The sequence below is a fragment of the Acidimicrobiales bacterium genome, assembly GCA_025455885.1.
Taxonomy (GTDB): Bacteria; Actinomycetota; Acidimicrobiia; order Acidimicrobiales; family Acidimicrobilacustridaceae; genus Rhabdothermincola_A.
In genome coordinates, this window is record JALOLR010000008.1 from 1 (window position 1) to 21,943 (window position 21,943).

19 protein-coding genes are annotated in these 21,943 nt (G+C 72.8%); 10 read left to right on the forward strand and 9 right to left on the reverse strand.

What is annotated here, in order from left to right; all coding sequences use genetic code 11:
* The 4 genes from MUE36_07730 to MUE36_07745 all read left to right on the forward strand — a co-directional run.
* Positions 1-688, forward strand: a 688-nt coding sequence (locus tag MUE36_07730; GenBank protein ID MCU0310815.1) for an HNH endonuclease, incomplete at its 5' end; no start/stop codon positions are given.
* A 149-nt stretch (positions 689-837) separates the two neighbouring features.
* On the forward strand, positions 838-1,386 hold the full coding sequence (locus MUE36_07735) for a MaoC family dehydratase N-terminal domain-containing protein (GenBank protein MCU0310816.1): 549 nt from the start codon (positions 838-840) through the stop codon (positions 1,384-1,386).
* Positions 1,383-1,823, forward strand: a complete 441-nt coding sequence (locus tag MUE36_07740) for a hypothetical protein (protein ID MCU0310817.1) — start codon at positions 1,383-1,385, stop codon at positions 1,821-1,823. The genes MUE36_07735 and MUE36_07740 overlap by 4 nt, the downstream gene beginning before the upstream one ends.
* A gap of 55 nt (positions 1,824-1,878) precedes the next feature.
* The gene (locus tag MUE36_07745; protein MCU0310818.1) at positions 1,879-3,759 is read left to right on the forward strand and encodes a TIGR03862 family flavoprotein; all 1,881 of its coding nucleotides are present in this window, start codon (positions 1,879-1,881) and stop codon (positions 3,757-3,759) included.
* 1 nt (position 3,760) lies between these two features.
* Here MUE36_07745 and MUE36_07750 read toward each other — a convergent pair whose 3' ends face one another.
* The 5 genes from MUE36_07750 to MUE36_07770 form a co-directional block, all read right to left on the reverse strand.
* Positions 3,761-4,225: a hypothetical protein gene (locus MUE36_07750; protein MCU0310819.1), complete on the reverse strand. Its 465-nt coding sequence runs from the start codon at positions 4,223-4,225 to the stop codon at positions 3,761-3,763.
* Between the two features lie 116 nt (positions 4,226-4,341).
* Entirely contained in the window at positions 4,342-4,863 is a 522-nt protein-coding gene (locus MUE36_07755) for a VOC family protein (GenBank protein ID MCU0310820.1), read from the reverse strand.
* Between the two features lie 44 nt (positions 4,864-4,907).
* Positions 4,908-6,467 carry a sigma-70 family RNA polymerase sigma factor gene (locus MUE36_07760; protein ID MCU0310821.1) on the reverse strand — a complete coding sequence of 520 codons (1,560 nt, stop codon included), beginning with the start codon at positions 6,465-6,467 and terminating at the stop codon, positions 4,908-4,910.
* 43 nt (positions 6,468-6,510) lie between these two features.
* Positions 6,511-7,302, reverse strand: a complete 792-nt coding sequence (locus MUE36_07765; GenBank protein MCU0310822.1) for a L,D-transpeptidase — start codon at positions 7,300-7,302, stop codon at positions 6,511-6,513.
* A 188-nt stretch (positions 7,303-7,490) separates the two neighbouring features.
* Entirely contained in the window at positions 7,491-7,826 is a 336-nt protein-coding gene (locus tag MUE36_07770) for a hypothetical protein (GenBank protein MCU0310823.1), read from the reverse strand.
* Between the two features lie 179 nt (positions 7,827-8,005).
* On the opposite strand from MUE36_07770, the gene MUE36_07775 reads away from it, so the two are divergent.
* The 5 genes from MUE36_07775 (at position 8,006) to MUE36_07795 (ending at position 12,198) form a co-directional block, all read left to right on the forward strand.
* The gene (locus MUE36_07775) at positions 8,006-9,028 is read left to right on the forward strand and encodes an SDR family NAD(P)-dependent oxidoreductase (protein ID MCU0310824.1); all 1,023 of its coding nucleotides are present in this window, start codon (positions 8,006-8,008) and stop codon (positions 9,026-9,028) included.
* A 36-nt stretch (positions 9,029-9,064) separates the two neighbouring features.
* A complete protein-coding gene (locus MUE36_07780; protein ID MCU0310825.1) occupies positions 9,065-9,505 on the forward strand; it encodes an acyl-CoA thioesterase in 441 nt (146 codons plus the stop codon).
* A gap of 61 nt (positions 9,506-9,566) precedes the next feature.
* Positions 9,567-9,866 carry a UBP-type zinc finger domain-containing protein gene (locus MUE36_07785; protein ID MCU0310826.1) on the forward strand — a complete coding sequence of 100 codons (300 nt, stop codon included), beginning with the start codon at positions 9,567-9,569 and terminating at the stop codon, positions 9,864-9,866.
* A 6-nt stretch (positions 9,867-9,872) separates the two neighbouring features.
* Entirely contained in the window at positions 9,873-11,540 is a 1,668-nt protein-coding gene (locus tag MUE36_07790) for an FAD-dependent oxidoreductase (protein MCU0310827.1), read from the forward strand.
* Between the two features lie 19 nt (positions 11,541-11,559).
* Positions 11,560-12,198: a PaaI family thioesterase gene (locus MUE36_07795; protein ID MCU0310828.1), complete on the forward strand. Its 639-nt coding sequence runs from the start codon at positions 11,560-11,562 to the stop codon at positions 12,196-12,198.
* Between the two features lie 39 nt (positions 12,199-12,237).
* Here MUE36_07795 and MUE36_07800 read toward each other — a convergent pair whose 3' ends face one another.
* The 4 genes from MUE36_07800 to MUE36_07815 all read right to left on the reverse strand — a co-directional run bounded on the left by MUE36_07800 (position 12,238) and on the right by MUE36_07815 (position 19,739).
* On the reverse strand, positions 12,238-12,753 hold the full coding sequence (locus MUE36_07800) for a hypothetical protein (GenBank protein MCU0310829.1): 516 nt from the start codon (positions 12,751-12,753) through the stop codon (positions 12,238-12,240).
* Entirely contained in the window at positions 12,750-17,900 is a 5,151-nt protein-coding gene (locus MUE36_07805; protein ID MCU0310830.1) for an LPXTG cell wall anchor domain-containing protein, read from the reverse strand. The genes MUE36_07800 and MUE36_07805 overlap by 4 nt, the downstream gene beginning before the upstream one ends.
* A 359-nt stretch (positions 17,901-18,259) precedes the next feature.
* Positions 18,260-18,628 (reverse strand): DUF1622 domain-containing protein, encoded by a 369-nt coding sequence (locus tag MUE36_07810; protein ID MCU0310831.1) that lies wholly within the window; start codon positions 18,626-18,628, stop codon positions 18,260-18,262.
* 61 nt (positions 18,629-18,689) lie between these two features.
* Entirely contained in the window at positions 18,690-19,739 is a 1,050-nt protein-coding gene (locus MUE36_07815; protein MCU0310832.1) for an aldo/keto reductase, read from the reverse strand.
* 97 nt (positions 19,740-19,836) lie between these two features.
* Here MUE36_07815 and MUE36_07820 point away from each other — a divergent pair, with 97 nt between their 5' ends.
* The gene (locus tag MUE36_07820) at positions 19,837-21,939 is read left to right on the forward strand and encodes a molybdopterin-dependent oxidoreductase (GenBank protein ID MCU0310833.1); all 2,103 of its coding nucleotides are present in this window, start codon (positions 19,837-19,839) and stop codon (positions 21,937-21,939) included.
* Positions 21,940-21,943 lie beyond the last annotated feature (4 nt).

Below are 21,943 nucleotides of genomic sequence, written 5' to 3' on the forward strand. Positions count from 1 at the left end.
CGAAGGCGCCCGCCTCCTCACCGCCGTCGAACGCGCCATGCCACCACGCGACCCCCACACCGAGACGACCGCCACCCCCGACCAACGCCGCGCCGACGGGCTCCTCGCCCTCGCCGGCGCCACCCTCGCCGCCGATGCCGATCCCGACCGGGCCACCGTCGTCGCCGTCGTCGAGCTCGCCGCCATCTGCGACGACGACCCCGGTGCCACCGCCGAACTCGAGACGGGCCAGCCTCTCGCCACCGAGACCGCCCGCCGGCTGCTCTGCGACAGCCGGATCGAGGTGGTGGTCCAGGACCGCGCCGGCATCGCCGTCGGTGTCGGCACCACCAACCGAACCGTGTCCCCCGGCCTACGCCGCGCCCTCACACACCGCGACGGACACTGCCGATTCGGGAACTGCACCTCGACCCGCTTCCTGCAGGCCCACCACATCACCCCCTGGCCATCACCGACCACCACCGCGAACCTCGCCCTGTTGTGCTGGCACCACCACCACCTCGTCCACGAAGGCGGCTGGACACTGTCCGGTGATCCCAACAGCGCGCTCCACGCCACCAACCCCACCGGCACCACCACCGTCACCAGCCACCCCCACCACCACCCCCCACCCGGACCGGCACCACCTGAGCCGGAGCCGTCATCCGATCCCGAACCGCCGGCGCTGCCCGGCTCGGGGCCGCCATGACCTGGCCGCGCGACCTGAAGCAGACGATCTCCCGCCCGGGGCCGATCGAGGCCGTCACGATCCGGCGCCTGGTCGAACGGCTGGGAACGAGGTTGTCGTCGACCGGCCCGTCGAGCCCCAGGGTCGCGGGCCTCGCTAACGTCGCCGGCGTGACCGATCCCGAACTGCGAGCCACGCTCGACGCCCTGGTCGGCAAGCCGGTGGGGAGCCGAGGCCCGTCGGTGGCGCCCGATCCGGTGAACCAGCCGATGATCCGCCACTGGGCCGCGGCCTTCGAGGACGCCAACCCCGTCTACACCGACCCCGCGGCCGCCGCAGCGTCCCGGTTCGGTGAGGTCATCGCCCCGCCGCTGATGTTGCAGACCTGGACGATGGCCACCCCGAAGATCACCGGCATCGCCGAACGGGGTGGATCGCCGGTGGAGGCCGAGGGCGACAGCCCCCTCAAGGTGCTCGACGACGCCGGGTTCGTGGCCACGTTGGCCGCCAACTCCGAGTTCGAGATCGTGCGACCGCTGCGTCTCGGGGAGGTGGTGTCGTCCTCGACCGTGATGGAGTCGATCTCCGACGAGAAGCAGACCCGCATCGGACCCGGACACTTCGTGACCTGGCTCACCACCTACACCGTGGAGTCGGGCGAGGTCGTCGGCACCCAGCTCTTCCGGATCCTCAAGTTCAAGCCCGGAGGGAACCCGTGAGCGCCCCTGCGACCCCCGAGCCCAGGCCCTTCTCGTCGATCTCCGCAGGGGACGAGCTGACCCCGATGGTCATCGACGTCACCGCCACCGTCATCGCCGCCGGCGCCATCGCCACCCGCGACTTCATGCCCGTGCACCACGACCGGGACTACGCCAACGCCCAGGGCGCCCCCGACATCTTCATGAACATCCTGTCGACGAACGCCTACTGCAGCCGCTTCCTCACCGACTGGGCCGGCCCCGAGGCGATGATCCGCACGCTGTCCATCCGCCTCGGGGTGAGCGTGCACCCGCACAGCACCCTGACCTTCACCGGGACCGTCACCGGGACCCGGGTCGAGGGCGACGAGGGCGTCGTCGAGGTCGCTCTCCGGGCCACCAACGCGCTCGGCGACCACGTCACCGGCACCGCCACGCTCACCCTTCCCCCGGACTGACCCGGCGGACGCGAGGCCGGCGCCGCACCCGACCGACCGCTCGTAACGTGGTCGGATGCCGTTCCCCGCCGAACCCGCGCCCACCGCGCTGGTGGTCGGCGGCGGCCCCGGGGGGCTGATGGCCGCCGAGGTGCTGGCCGGCGCCGGGGTGTCCGTCACGGTCGTCGAGCACCGGCGCTCGGTGGGTCGCAAGCTCCTCCTCGCCGGGCGAGGGGGACTGAACCTCACCCACACCGAGCCGCTCGGCGACCTCCTGGCCCGCTACGGCGACCCTGCCCCGCAGCTGCGCGCCGCCGTCGAAGGCTTCGGACCGGACGACCTGCGGGCCTGGGCGGAGGGACTGGGCCAGGCCACCTTCGTGGGCACCAGCGGGCGGGTGTTCCCCGAGGCGTTCCGGGCCACTCCCCTGCTGCGGGCGTGGCTGGCTCGACTGGGTGCGCTCGGCGTCTCGCTGCGCACCGAGACCAGCTGGCTCGGGTGGGACGACGACGACCCGGATGGGTCCGTCGGCGAGGGCCACCGGGTGGTCGTGTCCGGCGCAGACGGAAAGCGGGAGGTCCTGACCGCCGACGTGGTCGTGCTGGCGCTCGGTGGGGCGAGCTGGCCCCGCACCGGCTCCGACGGCGGCTGGCTGGAGGTCGTGGAGGCGGCCGGGATCCAGGTCCGGCCGCTGCGGGCCTCGAACGTGGGGGTGAAGGTCGCATGGTCGCCGACCTTCGCCGACCGCTTCGCCGGCGAACCGTTGAAGGACGTGCGCGTGGCCGTGGCGCCCGAGCACGACCACGCGGCGGCGTGGAGCCGGGGCGACGTGGTCGCCACCCGGACCGGCCTCGAGGGCGGGCCCGTGTACGCGCTGTCGCCCGGGGTGCGACGCGCGCTCGACGACGACGGCACGGCCCGCCTGCTGGTCGACCTGCTGCCCGACCTCTCCCCCGCCGCCGTCGCGGCGCGTTGGGCCCGGCGCCGGCCGAAGGACTCCCTCGCCTCAAACCTGCGCCGCACCCTCGGGCTCACCCCGGTGGCCGTCGGGCTGCTGCGCGAGGCCACCGGGAACCGGGTGCCCACCGACGGGCACGAGCTGGCCGCCCTCGTCACGGCGATCCCGCTCACCGTGACGGCGACCGAACCGGTCGACCGGGCCATCTCCACCGCCGGCGGCATCGCCTTCGACGAGGTCGACGAGCACTTCATGCTGCGTCGCCGGCCCGGCACCTTCGTGGTGGGCGAGATGCTCGACTGGGACGCGCCCACCGGGGGGTACCTGTTGCAGGCCACCTTCAGCACCGCCGTCGCCGCCGCCCGCGGCGCCCTCGCCGTCCTCGACGTCCTCGACGCCCCTGTCGTCCCCGGGGCGGTCGACGCCGAGGCGCCGGTCGGCGAGGCTGGGGGCATGAACGAGACCGCCGACCGCTACCGTCGCCTCTCCGCACAGTTCGCCGAGCGCATCGCCGGCGTCCCCGACACGGCCTGGGACGACCCCACCCCGTGCGAGGAGTGGACCGTGCGGGCGCTCGTTCGACACGTCGTCGACAGCCAGGGGATCTTCCTCGACCGCGTGGGGATCGCCGCACCCGTCGTCGACGTGGCCGCCGATCCCGAAGGGGCGTGGCGGACGACGAGCGCCACCGTCCAGGCCGAGCTCGACGACCCCGAACGCGCCGCCGCGCCGTTCGAGGGCTTCATGGGCCCGACGACGCTCGAGGAGTCCATCGACCGGTTCGTGGTGCTCGACCTCATCGCCCACGGGTGGGACCTCGCCCGGGCCACCGGCCAGGACGAGCGGATCGATCCCGACGACCTCTCCCGTCTCGACCGCGGCGCGCGGTCCTTCGGCGAGATCGCCAGGAGCCCCGGCGTGTTCGGCGAGGAGATCCCCGTCGGCGACGACGCCGACGACCAGACCAGGGTCCTGGCCTACATCGGCCGACGCGCCTGAGTCACCCCGCGGTGGTCTCGACCCCGTCGACGTGGGCCGAGGGCGGCCGCGCGTCGTGGCCTCGGCGGCCCCTGCTGCGCCGTGACTCCTTCATCTCGGACTCGAAGACGTGGCGTTGCCCGCCCATGCGGTCGCGCTCGATGCGTCGCACTGCGTCGCGCACCGGTCCGTAGTAGAGGTCGTCGAACTCCTCCACGATCTGGAAGGTCCAGCGCCCGTCGATGGCGTTGCGACCGATGATCTCCTCACGGAGCATCTCCGCCTCCTCGGCGGCACCCGCGTCCCCGAGATCGTCGGCGGCCTCGCCGAGCAGGAGATCGGCGTGCCCCATGAGCTGGTGGAACGAGAACAGGTGGCCCCGAGCCCGCTCGACGTACTCGAGCGCCTCGGACACCTTGCCGACGGCCTGGACGAGCTCGTCGGTGGCCTCCTCCGGCCGGCGCCGGGGCGCCTCGTCGGCGCTCACGGGGCGACGTCGATGGGGCGACGGGTCGGGCGGGTGGTTGCCATGGGTGCTCCTCGTTCGTGGACGGCGCTGACGCTCACGCATGACCTACCCGAACGGTCCGGCGGCATCACCTGCTACATCACCATCGTGCCGTACATCTCCCCGAGCGGGTCGGAGATGAGCTCGAGGCGCTCCCCGTCGGGGCCGCGGAAGTACAACGACGTGTTCGACAGCTCGAGCACGTCGACCCCGGCGGCGTCGAGCTTGGCCCGCAGGTGGGCCCACCGCTCCGGCTCGACCGAGATGGCGAGGTGGTGCAGGCCACCGAGGACCTCGGCGTAGGGCCCGAGATCGAGACCCGGCATGTCGAAGAAGGCCAGCGCGTTGCCGTGGCCGATGTCGAAGAAGAAGTGCGTCGAGCCCTGGTAGTCGCGGTTCTCGAACAACTCGGTGAGCGGGAACTCGAGCAGGTCCTGGTAGAAGCGGATCGTCGTCTCGACGTCGCCCGACAGCAGCGCCACGTGGTGTACGCCGCGCGCCGACGACGCCGGGCGGTCCTCGGCGGCCCGCTGGTGACGGGCTCGGAGCTCGTCCCACTCCGCCGTCCGGTCGATGTCGGCCCCGTGGCGGGTCGTGCCTCCGTCGTCGATGCTCATCCTCGGTCTCCCCGGTCCGGCGGACTCCCCGACGCTACGCGCTGTCACGCCGTGGCTTCGGCCTGGCCGCCGGGGCCGGTCGCGGTGAGGGTCCAGGTGGCGCCGGGGGTGGGCGCGCACGCCACGAGGCTCCCGCTGACCGGACCGGCGAGCGCCGGGCCACCGAAGCTGCCCACGATCGACACCCCCGTGGCGCCCGTGGTGGACCACACCAGGGTGGACGCCCACTGGCCCGGCGGGCACGCCCCGCCCGGGGTCGTGGCCGGCGTGGCCCGGAAGCCCGAGATGACCGGCGGCGCCGGGGGTGCGGGCGGTGGCGGCGGTGGCGGCGGGGCCACGGTGGTGGGCGGCGCCGCGGTGACGGGGGGTCGGGGAACAGGGGTGGACGGCGGAGAGGTCGGAACCGCCGTCGTCGACGGCTCGACGGGCGGCGCGACGACCTCACCGGGGACCGAGGTCCCCGATCGGGGCTCGGTGCCCGCCGGGGTGTCGACCGGGGCCACCGCCACGTCGACCCCATCGGCCTCGTCGGCCCCGCCCTGCAGGATCGCCAGTCCGCCGAGCACCAGCAGCGCCACGACGATCGCCACCATGGCGAGGAGCTTCGAACGACCGGAGCCCGGGTCGGGGTCGCTGTCGTCGCCCGCCCCGTCGACGACGACGGCCACCACCGGGGCCACGGCGCCCGCCGCGACGGCGTCGCTCGCCGGGCTCCCGTCGGGAGGCGACTGCCCCGGACCCTCCGAGGCACCGGTCGCCTCCGGGTCCGACGACGGGAGCGGCCGGGCGGCGTCGGGGCCGAGGGGCACGCCGTCGGTGCGCAACGCCGACGCCACGCGGTCGCGCAGGACGGCGCCGGCCGGCAGGAGCGGCACGGCCGCGAACATCGCCTCGGGGGCGAGCACCGCCGCCTGGCGGCGCGTGCACTCGTCGCAGTCGTCGACGTGTCGGGCGACGACCTTGACCGTCGCCGCGGAGAAGGAGGTGACCCCGGCGGCGCGCAGCACCCGGCCGAGCTCCTCGCACTGGGGGTCGCCGCCCTTGAACAGCACCCACGCCCTGATCCCGGTGGCCAGCCGGCCCTTCATGCGGAACAGGAGCTGGTGGGCGTTGTTGGTGGTCACGTCGAGCGCCTCGGCGATCTCGGCGGCGTCGAAGCCGTGACGCAGGTGCAGGTCGAGGACGCTGGCGTCCCGCTCGCCCAGCGCCGCCGCGGCCGCCCACAGGAGGTCCTGGTGGGCGCGCGCGTCCACCTCACCGGCCACGTCGCCCGCCGCCTCGAGGCCGGCCAGGGCCGGGTGCTCGTCCCGGTCCACGGGGGTGCTGCGCCGCTCCCGCTCCAACCGGTTCAGGGCCTTGTTGCGGCTGGTCCGCAACACCCATCCCCCGAAGGCCGAGGGGTCGCGGAGCGTGGCGAGCTGGCGCCAGGCCACCAGGAACGTCTCCTGGGCGACCTCCGCGGCGGTGTCGTCGTCGTGGACGATCCTTTGGGCCAGGTCGAAGCAGGGGTCGAACCAGTGCCGGAAGAGGGTGGTGAAGGCCGCCTCGTCGCCGTCGCGGGCGGCCTCCACGAGGGAGGCCTCGTCGTCGTAGCGTCGCACCATCGCCGTCAAGCATCACACGGTCCGAGGGTCGGGGCCCGGTGGGTCACGACACCACGACGGGCGTGCCGAGGGGCAGCAGCTCGTCGAGCCGGACCGCGATGTCGTTGGGCACCCGCACGCAGCCGTTCGAGACGTCCCGGCCGATCGAGTCCGGTCGGTCGGTGCCGTGGATGCCGACCTGGCCGTCGCCGCCGGCGAAGTCGGTCAGGACGTCGGAGTGGGCGGACAGGCCCAGCGCGAACGGCCCGTAGGCGCCGGACGGGTCCGGGGTGACGAGCTTGTCGACCACGAAGAAGCGCCCGACGGGGGTCGGGGTGGCGGGGGCGCCCACCGCCACCGGGGTCTCGAACAGGGTGACACCGGCGTCGGTGACGGTGAGCCGGCGGGCGGCGACGTCGACGTGCACCGCGACGGTCACCTCGCGCACGGCGACGCCGTCGGCGTCGATCCACCCGGTCGACTCGTTCGGCCGGGTGGGGAGCTGCACCCGGAGCCAGCCGTCGGGACGCTCCTCCACCACCACGAGGGCGAGGGGGGAGCCGAACTCCGAGGTCGCGGGGAGGACCTGGGTGGGGGTGTCGTCGCCGGGAGCGGCGAAGACCGGGGTGTCCTCCATCGGCCTCGCGACCCGCGTGACGTCGGCGGACGCGGGTGCCGCCGGCGCGGCGGGAGCCGGGGCGGGGGCGGCGGCGATCGGTGCGGTCGGCGCGGACCCGTCGGTCGAACCCCCGCAGGCCGCCACCAGGGCGACCAACGGGACGAGGAGAACGAACAGGAGCCGGGTGGTGTGGGTGGAACGGGTGGTGATCACGGCGGTGGACAGGGCGGTGGACATGGCGGAGCCTCCTGGGCGGTGATGCGGGCCGACGTGGCCCGTCGCCCGTCCTGACCGCTCGCTCGCCGATCCCTTACGCGTTCATCGACAGGATCTCGACACGGGCACAGGCACGAGCACTGCCCCGGACGCCGGACGCGGGAGGAGCCGGGCCCGAGGCCCGGCTCCTCCCGCCCTCGGGGATGCGGTCAACCGGTGAAGGTGGGGGTGGCCACCACGGCGGGGTCGACCTGGGCCTCGCCGCCGTTGCCGCCGTTGCCCCCGTCGCCGGCATCGCCGGGGTCGGAGGTGATGTCGCAGGAGGCGAGCAGCGGCGGGCAGTCGGGCTCGTCCGGCGTGCCGGTGAGGTCACCGGGGCCTTCCGGGCGGGGGTCGTCGGGGCCGTTGCCACCGGGGACGAGGTCGGTCGGGCCCTGCGGGAAGGCCGGGACGGCGGCGTGGGCGGCGGTGCCGGTGCCGGCGATCCCCAGGGTGAGGACGGCGGCGAGGGCGATGCGGGCGGTGCGGGTGCGGAAGGTGTTCATCGGGATGTCTCCTCGGTGTGGTGGGAGCCGGTGTCTCCGGCCCGTCACCCCTCCTGACCGGCGACCGCCCGACCCCTTACGCGCCACGACCGCAGAATCTGCCGGGACGACCCAGGTTCCTCGACGGTGCCCGGAATGCCGGGGGGCGCAGCGGTGCTGATCCGCACGGAGGACGCCCGATGACCCCAGACCCGCCGTTGCGCGAGGAGCACCCCGAGTACCGGACGCGAGCCGGCTCGTTCGTCGACGCCGTCCTCGAGGTGCCGGTGGCGCCGAGCTTCAGCCGCATCGGCTACGACGTCCGGTCACGCCTCGACCGGTGGCGCCCGCTCGACAGCTACGACCTCAGCGATCGGGTGGTGGTGGTCACCGGCCCGACGTCCGGCCTCGGGCTGGCCACCGCTCGCCGGGTGGCGACCCTCGGTGCGACGGTCGTGCTGCTGGGGCGCGACAGGGACCGCACCGGACGGGTGGCCGACGAGATCGTCGGGGCCACCGGCAACGACCGGGTGTCCGTGGCGCTGGCCGACATGGCCGACCCCGAGGCGGTGCGGCGGGCCGCCGACGAGATCCTCGACGCCCACCCTGCGATCGACACGCTGATCCACAACGCCGGCGCGCTCCACCCCGATCGCCGCGAGGCCCAGGACGGGACCGAGTTGACGGTGGCCGCCCAGGTGGTCGGCCCGTTCCTCCTCACGGCGCAGCTGTTCGACCGGCTCCGGGCGTCGGCCCCGAGCAGGGTGATCACCGTGTCCTCCGGGGGCATGTACGCCGCCTCGCTCGACGTCGAACACCTCGAGATGGGCGACGACTACCGCGGCACCGAGCAGTACGCCCGGGCCAAGCGGGCCCAGGTGACGCTCAACGAGCTGTGGGCCGAGCGCCTCGACGGACAGGGCGTCCGCTTCCACGCCATGCACCCCGGGTGGGCCGACACGCCGGGGGTGGCCGCCTCCCTGCCCACCTTTCGCACGCTCACCGGCCCCCTGTTGCGCTCCCCGGACCAGGGGGCGGACACGATCGTGTGGCTGGCCGCCGACGACGGCGAGCCGCTGGCGACGACGGGACGCTTCTGGCACGACCGTCGGGTGCGGGCCACCCATCGCCTCCCCGCCACCCGCCGCGCCGACACCCCCGAGGAGCGCGACCGCCTCTGGGCGTGGTGCGTCGAGCACGCCGGCGTCGATCCCGCGGCCTGAGCCGAGCCGCAACGGGCGGCACTACCGTCGCCCCTCGTGCGCCTGTCCCTCGTCCCGCCGCTCGACCCGTCCGCCTACGCGTTCGCCCACCGCCTGCGGACCCGTTTCGCCGAGACCGACGCCATGGGGGTGGTGCACCACTCGTCGTACCTGCTGTACATGGAGGAGGCCCGGGTGGCGTGGCTGCGCACCCTCGGTCACCACTACCAGTCCGTGCGGGACGACGGCGTCGAGTTCGCGGTGCTCGAGGCATACGTGCGCTACCGCTCGGCGCTGAGCTTCGACGAGGAGGTCGACGTCCACCTGGGCATCGGGAAGGTCACCCGGGCCACGTTCCAGGTCGGCTACCTCCTCACCGTCGATGGCGACGCCCGGGCCACGGCGGTCACCGTGCACGGCTGCGTGACCCGCGACGGCCGGGCGGCGCGGATGCCTGCGTGGCTGGCCGAGGTCGCCGACCTCGGCACCACGCTGTGACGCCCACCCCGGAGCCCTGACGCGAGCGACGGCGGAACCGGCCCCCGGTAGCGTCTCGCAGGTGGCACACCCCTCCTGCACGCACCTCGAGCTCATCTCCGACGCAGCCGTCCCCTCGGGTGACGGTTGCGTCGACTGCCTGGCCATCGGCACCACGTGGGTCCACCTGCGGCGTTGCGCCACCTGCGGGCACGTCGGCTGTTGCGACAGCTCACCGATGCGCCACGCCACCGCCCACGCCGCCGACGGCCGCCATCCCCTCGTGCAGAGCTTCGAGCCCGGTGAGGACTGGATCTGGTGCTACGTCGACGAGGTCGCCCTCGAGATCCCGGCGATGGCCGACAGCCCGTCGCACACCTGAGCCGCCATGACCGAGGAGACGCTGATCGACACCTCCTCCGGGGGGGCCGCGTTCCCCGAGCTCACGGCCGAGCAGTTCGAGCGGATCAAGGCCTTCGGCACGGTCGAGACCGTCGCCGCCGGTGACGTCGTCTTCGACGAAGGCCAGCTCGACCCCGACTTCGTGGCCATCATCGACGGGAGCTTCTCCATCGTGCGCCGTGTCGACGGTCAGGAGACCCTGATCGCCCGGCACGGCCGGGGCCGCTTCCTCGGGGAGCTGAACATGCTCACCGGGCAGCGCACCTCGCTGGCGGGTCGGGCCGACGTCGACTCGCTCGTGGTGCGCATCGGATCGGACCGGTTCCGCGACCTGCTCGCCTCGGACGCCGCGCTGGCCGACGTGATCTTCGCCGCCTTCGTGGCCCGGCGGGAGGCGTTGCGGGCCGGCGACGGGGCCGGCGCGATGCGCATCGTGGGCTCCCGGTTCTCGTCGTCGGCGCTCGCGCTGCGCTCCTTCGCCCGCCGTCAACGACTGGCCCACCTCTGGGTCGATCTCGACGATCCCGGGATCGAGGACGTCGACGTCCTGCTGGCCGGGCTGGGGGTGCGCCGCGGCGACACACCCGTCGTCATCACGCCCACCGCCACTCTGCGTCGAACCACGCCGGGCGAGCTCGCCGCCCACCTCGGCCTCACGTTCCGCACCCCCGCTGGTCACGTCTTCGACGTGGCCGTGGTCGGCGCCGGTCCGGCCGGGCTGGCGGCGGCGGTCTACGGGGCGTCGGAAGGCCTCGACACGGTGGTGCTCGACAGCGTGGGCCCGGGCGGCCAGGCCGGCACGAGCTCGCGGATCGAGAACTACTTCGGGTTCCCTGCCGGCATCTCGGGCGGCGACCTCGTCGAACAGGGTGCCCTCCAGGCCGTCCGCCTGGGCGCCACCCTCAACTCCCCGTGCCACGTCGAGCGACTGGAGCACTCGGAAGTGGGCTACGGCCTGACGCTCGGCGACGGCGCCACGATCGAGACCCGGGCGGTGGTCGTGGCGGTGGGCGTGCAGTACCGCCGCCTCCCCCTCCCCGACCTCGACCGCTTCGAGGGCGCCGGCGTCTACTACGCCGCCACCGAGCTGGAGGCCCAGGCCTGCGCCTCGGAGCCCGTGGTGGTCGTGGGGGGCGGGAACTCCGCGGGACAGGCCGCGGTGTTCCTCGCCCAACGAGGGTCCGAGGTCACGATCTGCATCCGTCGGGACGGGCTCGAGGAGTCGATGTCGCGCTACCTCATCGATCGGATCGAGCACGCCCCGAACATCACGCTCGCCCCGCGGACCGAGGTGGTGGGCCTGCACGGCGACGAACGCCTCACCTCCGTCACGCTGCGCACCGGCATCGTCGCCGCCGGGACTGCCACCCAACGCGAGGTGTCCTGCACCGGGGTGTTCTCCTTCGTCGGGGCGGTGCCCTTCACCGGGTGGCTGCGGGGGCACTGCGCTCTCGACGACCAGGGCTTCGTGCTCACCGATCGCGATCTCCCCACGCCGAACGGCGGCACCTTGCCCTTCGAGACCTCGTGCCCCGGGGTCTTCGCCGTCGGCGATGTGCGCCACCGGTCGATGAAGCGGGTGGCTGCGGCGGTGGGCGAAGGATCGAGCGCCATCCGGTCCGTGCACGAGTACCTGGCCCGCCCCCACCGCTGACGCTGCGAGGATGGGGCCCATGACCCCCGAACCCGTCCGCTCGCAGGTGGCCGAGCACGCCCGCACCGAAGCGCTCGCCGACGCGACCCGCCGGCTCGTCGCCGCCGTGCGCATGGCCGACGCGCCCGGCGACGACCTCGACGAGGCCGCCGCGCTCGTCATGCGCGCCGCCCGGTTGCTCGAACCCCACGTGGTCGAGGCGACCACCATGCAGGCGGCGCTGCGCCCCGAGGTCGACGGGATGCTGCCGGCGCCGGCCGACGACCCCTCGGCCTTCTTCCCCTACAGCCCGGTGGTGGGGCCCCTCAACGTCCTGGCCCCACCGGTCCGGATGCACTTCGACGGCGAACGGATGCATGGGACGACGACCCTCGGCCCCCCCTACGGTGGGCCGCCCGCGTCGGTCCACGGGGGGATCATCGCCCTGATCTTCGACGAGCTGCTCGGTTCGACCAACGTGTGCCTGGGCATGGGCGCCTTCACCGGCACGCTGTCGGTGCGCTACGAGCGAACGACACCGATCGGGGCCGAGCTGGCGCTCGAGGCCTGGCTCGATCGCATCGAGGGGCGCAAGGTGTTCACCAAGGGGACCATCGGTGACGCCGGCGGGGTGACCGCCCGGGCGGAGGGGATCTTCATCCGCTACCCGGAGTCCTGAGCAGCCGCGGGAGGGCGTCGTGCGCCGGGACGGGCGGCATCACCGTCCCGGCGTGCATCCCTCGAGCACCACGGAGCCCTCGCCGAGCGCCTCGCCGGTGTCGACGTCGACGAACCCGGCGGTGGCCCGGAGGACGCCGGCGTCCTCCTCGAAGTCGACATCGAGCGCCTCGACCACGAGCGGGGGCTCGCCCCCGAGGTTCGCGCCGACCGTACCGACCATCGACGCCGCGTCGATGCGCAGCTCGAGCCCGACGGGGGACGGCCGCACGGACGACAACGCACCGGTCGGGCTGTTGGGCTCGCCGGCAGCAACCTCGGCAGACCCGGACACGAGGAGCACGCCCTGCCCGCCGAGCTCGGTGGACTCACAGGCCACCCGGTAGGTCGACGTCGTGCCGTCGATCACCAGCTCCGCCGTGCCGGCCCCGGTGAAGTTCACCGTGTCGTCCGGCGCGTTCACGTCCTCGGACGCACATCCGACGACCAGGCCGACCACCGCCACCCCGACGGCCATCAGACCGAGGGGGTGGCGGTGATCGAAGGTCCGGATCACCCCTGCCGGCGTCGGCGGGTGGCGAGGACGAGCAGGCCGCCGAGGACGAGGAAGCCGGCGCCGAGCAGCACCATCCGAGCCGAGTCCGAACCGGTGTAGGGCAGGGCCGCGGTCGTCAACACCGCCGGGGCCGGCGGCGTGACGACGGCACCGAGCACCTGGGTGACGGGGGTCGTCACCTCGTCACGGTTGTCGGACGGGTCGGCGTCGGGTTCCTCGCTGTCCACCTCGACGACATTGGTCACCTGACCGACGGCGTCGGCCCCGACGAGCACGGTCACCGTGATCGTCGCCGAGGCTCCGGCCGCGAGGGTCGGCGTCGTGCACCTGATGGAGACCGAGCCGGAGCAGTTCCAGCCACTCGGCTCGTCGATCCCGACGAGCGACAGCCCCGTCGGCAGCGTGTCGGTGACCACCACGTCGGTGGCCGTCGACGGGCCGGCGTTGGAGACGACGAGGGTGTAGACCGCCTGGGTCCCCACGGTGAAGGTCGGCTGGTCGGCCGTCTTCACCACGGCGAGGTCGACGACCGGGGTCACCGGGGTCGTCTCGTCGTCGGAGCCCTCGACGGGTGTGCCGTCGTCGTCGACGACGCTCACCACCACCGTGTCCTCGACGATCTCACCACCGAGACCCTCGACGAGCACCGTGAAGGTGCAGGTGTAGGTCTCCCCGGCCGGGATCTCCACGCCCGTCGCGCAGCTCGTCTCGAGGACCGGGTCGGTGGCCGGGGCGGTGACGTCGAACGGTTCCCCCCCGTCGATCGAGTCGGTGATCGAGGTGATCGTGACCGCCTCGAAGCTGGTGTTGGTGACCTCCACCGTGTACTCGACCGGGCCACCGGGAGCGCCGACGGAAGCGCCGTCGTCGTCCTTGGTGACCTCGATGGTCGGCGGCACGTCGGTGATCTCCACCGACGCATCGTCGTCATCGCTCGCCGTGGTCCCGTCGTTGTCGACGACCGTGGCCACCACGGTGTCGTCGACGACGTCACCGGCGTCGCCCGACACGTTCAACGTGAACGTACAGGTGTAGGTGTCGCCCGCGGCGATCTCCGCACCGGCGGCACACGTCGTCGCCGTCACCGGCGCCGTGGCCGGAGCCAGCACGCTGAACGGCGCCCCGCCCTCCACCGAATCGGTGATCGCCGTGACCGTCACCGCCTCGAAGCTGGTGTTCTCCACCTCGACGGTGAACGTCACCGGGCCACCCGGCTCGGGCACCGAGTCGACCCCGGCCGTCTTCGTGACCACCACCGTCGGCGGCACGTCGGTGATCTCCACCGACGCATCGTCGTCATCGCTCGCCGGGGTCCCGTCGTTGTCGACGACCGAGGCCACGACCGTGTCGTCGACCACGTCACCGGCATCACCCGACACGTTCAACGTGAACGTGCACTCGTACGGTTCTCCCGGTGCGATGACCACACCGGTCTCGCAGGTGGTCGCCGTCACCGGCGCCGTGGCCGGGGCGGTCACGCTGAACGGCGCCCCGCCCTCCACCGAATCGGTGATGGACGTGACCGTCACCGATTCGAAGCTGTTGTTGGTCACGGTGACGGGGAACGTCACCGGGCCACCCGGCTCGGGCAGCGAGGACGGGTCGGCGCCCTTGGTCACGGTGATGACCGGCGGCACGTCGGTGATCTCCACCGACGCATCGTCGTCGTCGCTCGCCGTGGTCTGGTCGTTGTCGACGACCGTGGCCACCACGGTGTCGTCGACCACGTCACCGGCGTCGCCCGACACGTTCAACGTGAACGTGCAGGTGTAGGTGCCACCGGCGGCGATCGGCGAGCCGTTCACGCACGTGGTCGCCGTCACCGGTGCCGTGGCCGGAGCCAGCACGCTGAACGGCGCCCCGCCCTCCACCGAATCGGTGATGGACGTGACCGTCACCGCCTCGTCGGAGGTGTTCTCCACCTCGACGGTGAACGTCACCGGGCCACCCGGCTCGAGGACCGAGTCGACCCCGGCCGTCTTCGTGACCACCACCGTCGGTGGCACGTCTCGCGCCGTCACGACCGCGGTGTCGGTGGCCTCGAAGGGTTCACCCGTCGAGCTCGACCCGTCGGCCGTGGCCACGTTGATCACGCTTCCCGGCTCGAAGGACACGAGCGACGACGCACCGGTGGCGGTCGCCCCGGCGGCCAGGTCGTCGGCCGTGCCGTCGCCGTCCTCGTCGGTGAGCCCACCCAGGGTCACGGCGAAGTCGTCCCCGGGCACGAGCGGCGTGCCGTTGTCGTCGACGACGGTCACGTTCAGCAGCGGAGCGTCGCCGGGGTTGGTGACCACATAGCAGTAGCGGACGTCATCTCCTTCGTCGACCACCAGGGTGACGCCATCGACACCCGGGCAGCCCGCCGGATCGGCGACCGCGGTCTTGACGATGGTCAGACCCGGTCGGGTGACCACCACGGTCGCGTCGTCGGTCTCGGAGAGCTCTGCACCCGACGCGCTGGCACCGTCGACCGTCGCGATGTTGGTGAAGCTGCCCGCGCCGGCGAACTCCTTGCCCGGCGACTGGCCCGTGGCGGATGCTCCGGCAGCGAGATCGTCGGCGGTGCCGTCACCGTCTTCGTCGGTCAGACCCGACAACGTCACGGCGAAGTCGTCGCCCGTGCCAGGCGTGGCGTTGTCGTCCACCACCGTCACGTTCAACAAGGGCGCACTACCGGGGTTGGTCACCACGTAGCAGTACGTCACCTCGTCACCGGCGACGACGGTGAGGTTCACCCCGTCGATACCGGGGCAGGCGTCGCCGGAGGCGACAGCGGTCTTGACGATGTCGACCTGGGGTGCGGTGACGACCACCGTGGCCGGATCGGTGTCGGAGAACTGCGCGTCCGACGCGCTCTCCCCAGCCGCCGTGGCCACGTTGGTGAACGAGCCCGTGGCGTCGAAGGCCTTGGGCGACGAGGAGCCGGTGGCGGTCTCGCCGGCAGCGAGGTCGTCGGCCGTGCCGTCACCGTCCTCGTCGGTCAGACCCGACAACGTCACGGCGAAGTCGTCGCCCGTGCCAGGCGTGGCGTTGTCGTCCACGACCGTCACGTTCAACAGGGGGGCCGTGCCTGGGTTCGTGACGACGTAGCAGAACGTGACGGACTGACCGGTCACCACACCGAGGTTCACGCCGTCGATGCCCGGGCAGGCGTCACCGGTCACGACGGCGGTCTTGACGACGTTCACCGCCGGCTGGGTGACGATCACCGTGGCGTCGTCCGACGCGCTCTCGCCCCCACCGGTGGCGGTGGCGACGTTCACGAAGGTCCCTCCTGCGGCGAACACCGTGACCGCGGACTGGCCGGACGCCGAAGCTCCCGGCGCGAGGTCGTCGGCCGTGCCGTCGCCGTCCTCGTCCGTGAGGCCGGACAGGACCACGGGGAAGTCGTCACTGGTGTCGCCCGGCGTGGCGTTGTCATCCACGACGACGACGTCGATGGTCGGCGCGTTGCCGGGGTTCGTGACGACGTAGCAGTAGGTGACGGACTCACCGGCCACGATGGTGACCTCGTCGACACCGGGGCACAGGCCTCCGGAAGTGACGACGGTCTTGGTGATGGCGATCTGAGGATCGACCACCACGGGGGTGGTGTCGGTGGACGTGTTGTCGTCGGGGTTGGTGTCGGGGCCCGACGTCTCGTCGTAGTCGATGGTGGCCGTGTTGGAGATCTCGGTGAGACCGAAGGGTGCCGGGTTCACCACCGTCACGGTGAACGGCACGGTGAGGCCGGACGCCCCGGCGGGGACCGTGCCGGCCGCGTACGTGCACGCGGTCCCGGCGACGAAGACGCCGTTGTCGGCGCCGGCGCAGAGCCAGCCGTCGTTCTTCCCGTCCGCGGGACCGCTCCCGAGGTCCACGGTCGTGTCGGCGGGCACAGTCTCGGCGATCACCGTGTTGGGTGCGTCGACGTTGCCGGCGTTGCCGTAGGTGAGCGTGTAGGTGACCTCACCGCCGGGAACGGTCGAGACCCCGCCGTCGTCCTTCGCGATGCTCAGGTCGACGAACTCCCGCTTGTTCTTGAACGTGCACTCGATGATGTCGGTGGGCCCGAGATCGAAGGTGGCGCCGTTGGCCACCGGGGTGAGGATCGGGTCGTCACCGTTGGAGTTCGTGCACACGAGCTCGTCGGCGAGGAAGACATAGCCGGACTGTCCGGCGAGGTCCTCGGTCAGGGTGACCTGCTCCACGGTGAAGGAGTCGAGGGCGAAGTTGACCTGGCCCTGGTCGTCGGTGGCATCGGTCTGGCTCGGGATCCCGGCGTTGGCGGGGTCGAGGGTGAACTCCCATCCCTGTGCCGGATCGAAGGAACCGTCGCCGTCGTCGGCCAGCTTCTGCACCGTGACGCTCCCGCCGCACAGCTCGATGGCGAGGGCCCGAACGGTCTCGGAGAGGGCCGCGAAGCTGGTGAGGGTGTAGCCGGCGGTCGCGAAGTTGGTGCCGTCGTAGGCGAGCGGGTTGGCCACGAGCCCGAGGGTCGACGAGGTGATGCCTGCACCGATGCCGACGCCGAAGATGCGGGTCCCGTTGGCCTTGACCAGGTTGGCGGTGCGGATGCCGCCGTCGACGTCGTCGTTGTTGGTCGTGCCCCCGGTGGCCGAGTCGTCGACGTGGACCGTCGGATTGCCGTCGGTGAGCACGAACAGGAGGTCCGGGTCGGTCCCGGCGTCGGAGGCGGTGTCGACCGAGGCGAAGCCGGCCTCCCAGTTCGTGGCCACGCCGCTGACGATCGGGATGCTGTCGATGGTGGCGCTGAGCGACGCGACCCCCGCGGGCCCCGTGGGTCCCCCGACCTTGGTCAGCTGCTGTGCCGGATGCTCGACGGTGCCGGTCGCGCTCGACGAGCTGCCGAAGCTCCACACGCCGACCTGGGAGGGGGTCCCGGCCAGAGCCTCGACGATGTCCTTGGCCGACTCGCGCATGTTGACCTGCTGGCCGGCGTCGGCGATCGATCCGGAGCGGTCGATCAGGATGCCCACGTCGATGCCGCAGTCAGGGTTCAGGTCCGGGTTGGCCGCCGGGACGTTCCACCCGGGGTTGGCGTTCGGGGGCCAGGTGCCGTTGTAGACGTCGTTCGCCCCCGGCAGGTCGACCGTGTGGGCGGCCACCGGACCCGCGGCCGGCAGGGTGGTCACGAGCAGGGCCATCACCGACATCGCCGCCGCGGCGAGGCCGCGGCGACGACTGCGAAGAAGGCCGGTCCCGCCCGAACCACCTGCGCGTACTCCACCGGAGACATGCGTCGTCATCGAAACCACTCCCGATCGTCCACTCTCGGGGTCGGTTTCGCTCTGGCTCCCCGCAGGCGCAGCGACCAACTTCAGCCTACGGATCAGGGCCACCCCTGGGCTCGGGTCCGCGACCCTCACCCTGCGATGTGCTAGATGTCAGCCGTCGCAGTAGACCACGCAGAGTGGTGGATGACAAGGGCACCTGGCCGAAATGAGCCCTTCGACCCCCGCTGGGATCGTGACCGACGCGGCGGGTGGGCGAACCACCGGTGCGGTCAGCGCTCGGGGCCGCGCCCCTGGATGCGCCAGCGGGACCACGGCCAGACCCCTTCGATCTCGACCTCCAGGGAGAAGCTGAGCAGGATCCGGATGAGGACGATCCCGCCGAGCACGGCGACGCTCTCGAGGGTGGGGTCGACGACGATGGTGCGGACGATGTCGCCGATGATCAGGACCTCGAGCCCGAGCAGGATCGAGCGACCGAGACGCTGGCGCAGGTCGGAGTAGGCGGTCGCCCGGCGACCCGGGTCGAGCAGGACGACGCCGAACCGGACGAGCGCCACGATGCCCCCGACGACCATGATCGCCGCCCCGAGCGCCTCGACCCCCCTCACGACGTCGATGACGAACTCGTCGTAGCTCACCCCGGCACGCTAGCCACCGCGCCCACCGTCGGGGTGGCTCCCGATAGGGGAGCGGTGGCGCTCAGCCGTGTTGCCAGAAGCGGTTCTGGATGCTGCGCCGCTCCTGGAGCGCGACGGCGTCGAGCGCCGCCACGTCGTCGTCCCCGAGACGCCACCCGAGCGACCCGGCGTTCTCCTCGGCCTGGGCCCGGTTCTTCGCTCCCGGGATCGGCACCGAGCCCTTGGCCATCAACCAGTTGAGCGCCACCTGGCTGGGCGTACGGTCCCCGTGCGCTGCGCCGATGCGCCGCAGCTCGGCCACCACCCGGTCGACGGCCTCCATCGGGTGGTCGGAGAAGCCCCGCTTGCCGGGCGGCGGGTTGTCGGCCGAGTACTTGCCCGTGAGGCGGCCCTGGCCGATCGGGGAGTAGGCCAGCGGGACGACGCCGAGCTCACGGCAGGCGGCGAGGAGGCCGTTGGTCTCGGGGACGCGTCGCAGCAGCGAGTACTCGATCTGGTTCGTGGCCAGCCGGGCTCCCCGGGCGCGCAGCTCCCGGTCGATGGCCCGCATCTCCTTCACGGAGTAGTTCGAGACGCCGACGCAGCGGGTGAGCCCGGCGTCGAGCGCGGCGACGAGAGCATCGGCCAGGGCGGCGTGCCCACGGAGGCTGATCGGCCCGTGGATCTGGTAGAGGTCGACCCGGTCGACGCCCAAGCGGTCGCACGACGCCCGCAGCGCCGACACCAGCGCCTCCTTCACGTTCACCTTCCACGGCGAGGGCATGAACTTGGTGGCGAGCACCACGTCGTCACGGGTCGGTCCGCCCGACGCCGCGTCCCGGGCGAGGAGGCGACCGATGATGCGCTCACTCTCGCCCTTGCCGTACACCTCCGCGGTGTCGAAGAAGGTCGCGCCCGCCTCGACGCTCGCCGTCCACGCCTCTGCGATCGTGTCCTCGCTGAGGTCGCGGTCGTAGCCCCCCATCCCCCACGTCGAGCGGTCGCCCCAGGCCCAGGTGCCGACCCCCAGCGGGGGGACGACGACGTCGGAGCCGGCCAACGTGAACGGCTCGTAGCCCGTCGGCGAGGGTTCGGGCGCCGGGGGGCGGTCGGGAGGGTTCACGTCGCTCATGGGGCCAGTCTCGCCGACCGGCCGGAGGGGGTGGGAGGCGGCGGTCGGGGTTGCGCGACACTCCCTCGATGGACGGGCGTCGACGAACAGCGGCCCCATGAGCGACCGTGGCGGCGACGTGGGGGACGACCGGATCGAACGGGTCGAGCACCGCACGTTCTGTCGGGTCTGCAACGCCATGTGCGGGATCGTGGTCACGGTGGCCCAGGGGCCCGGCGGCCACGAGGTCGAACGGGTGCGGGGCGACCACGACCACCCGCTCTCGCGCGGGTACACGTGCCCGAAGGGTCGTGCGCTCGGCGCGCTGCACCACGAGCCTCGACGCCTCGACCGGCCGCTCGTCGGTCGCGGCGACGCCCGCCGGGCCGCGGCGTGGGACGAGGTGCTCGACGACCTCGCCGCCCGGTTCCGCGATGCCGTCTCGACGGGCGGCCCCGACTCGGTGGCGATGTACCTGGCCAGCGGATCGGCGTTCGACACCGCGGGGCGCAGGGCCGCCGAGCGGTTCCTGCAGGTCCTCGGCTCGGCCCAGAAGTACACCGCCACGACCATCGACACACCCTGCAAACCGCTGGTGGCCGAGCTCGTCGGCGGCTGGTCGGGCCTCACCCCCGTCTGGGACCACGAGCGGTCCCGGCTGCTCGTGCTGTTCGGCTGCAACCCGGTGGTCTCCCACGGTCACTCCAACGCCGTCCCCGACCCCGTCGAGCGTCTCCGGGAGCACCGGGCCGCCGGCGGCCGGGTGTGGGTCGTCGATCCCCGTCGGACCGAGACCGTGTCCCGGGCCGACCACCACCTCCAGGTGCGCCCGGGGAGCGACTGGCTGGTGCTCGGCTGGCTGGTCCGGCGTCTCCTCGACGAGCCGGCACGACGCGCCGACGCCACGACGCGGGCCACCGGGATCGAGGTGCTGGCCGACGTCCTCGACGACCCGGAGACCGGGCTCACCGACGACCTCGTCACCCGCGGGACCGGCCTCGGGCTCGACCTCCTCGGGCAACTGCTCGACGCCGTGCTGGACGCCGGACGGATCAGCGCGCTCACCGGCACCGGCACCTCGATGGCGGCCACGGCCGACACGACCGAGCACCTGCTCTGGGCCCTGCACGTCCTGACCGACTCCTACGACCGGCCCGGCGGGATGTGGTTCAACCCCGGCTACCTCGGCCGCATGGACACCCGCGACTGGGAGCCGTCCGACGGGACCGCCGGGGCGGGGCCACCGAGCCGGCCCGAGCTCCCCCGTCGCTTCGGCGAGTGGCCGTGCGCCGCGCTGGTGAGCGAGATCGAGGCGGGCCACGTGACCACGCTCGTGGTGGTGGGGGGCAACCCGGTGACCGCGTTCCCCGACGCCGAGCGAACCCGTGCTGCGCTGGCATCGCTCGAGACACTGGTCGTCCTCGACATCCTGCCCACCGAGACCACCGAGGTGGCCACCCACGTCCTGCCCGCCGTCGACCAGCTCGAGCGGGCCGACACCACGTGGCTGCTCGACGGCTACCAGCTCGCCGTCGCCGCCCAGGCCACCACCGCGGTGGTGGCCCCGACCGCCGAACGCCGCCCTGTCTGGTGGGCCCTCGGGTCCCTCGCCGAGCGCCTCGGGCTGTCCGCCCTTCCCCGGGGGCTCGACGTCGCCACGTCCACCGAAGCCGACCTGCTGCGACCCCTGTACGAGCGCAGCCTCGGCGGCCTCGAGGAGGTGGTGTCGAACCCGTCGGGGGTGGTGGGGTCGGGGGCGGTCTTCGGCTGGGTGCACGACCGGGTGCTCCCTCCCGGGGGGTGGCGCCTCGGCGCCGAGCCGCTGGTCGATCAGCTCCGCCGACACCTCGCCGAGGCCCACGCCCGGGACGACGAGGGAGCCCTCGTGCTCATCCCTCATCGACAGCTGCGGACGATGAACTCCCAGCTCCGCGACATCGCCGCCCCGGGAGCCCGCACCGACGAGGTGACCGTGCGGGTGCACCCGTCGGTGGCCGTCGACCTGGGGAACGACGGCTCGGCGGTGACGGTCACGTCCGCCCATGGCTCGGTCACCGGGCGGCTCCGGGCCGACGACCGGCTCCACCCCGGCGCGGTGGCTGTCGCCCACGGGTGGGGTGACGTGAACGTGAGTCGACTCACCAGCGCCGACGACGACATCGACCCCCTCACCGGGATGGTCCTCCAGTCCGGCGTCCCCGTCACCCTCCGCCGAGCTTGAGCGG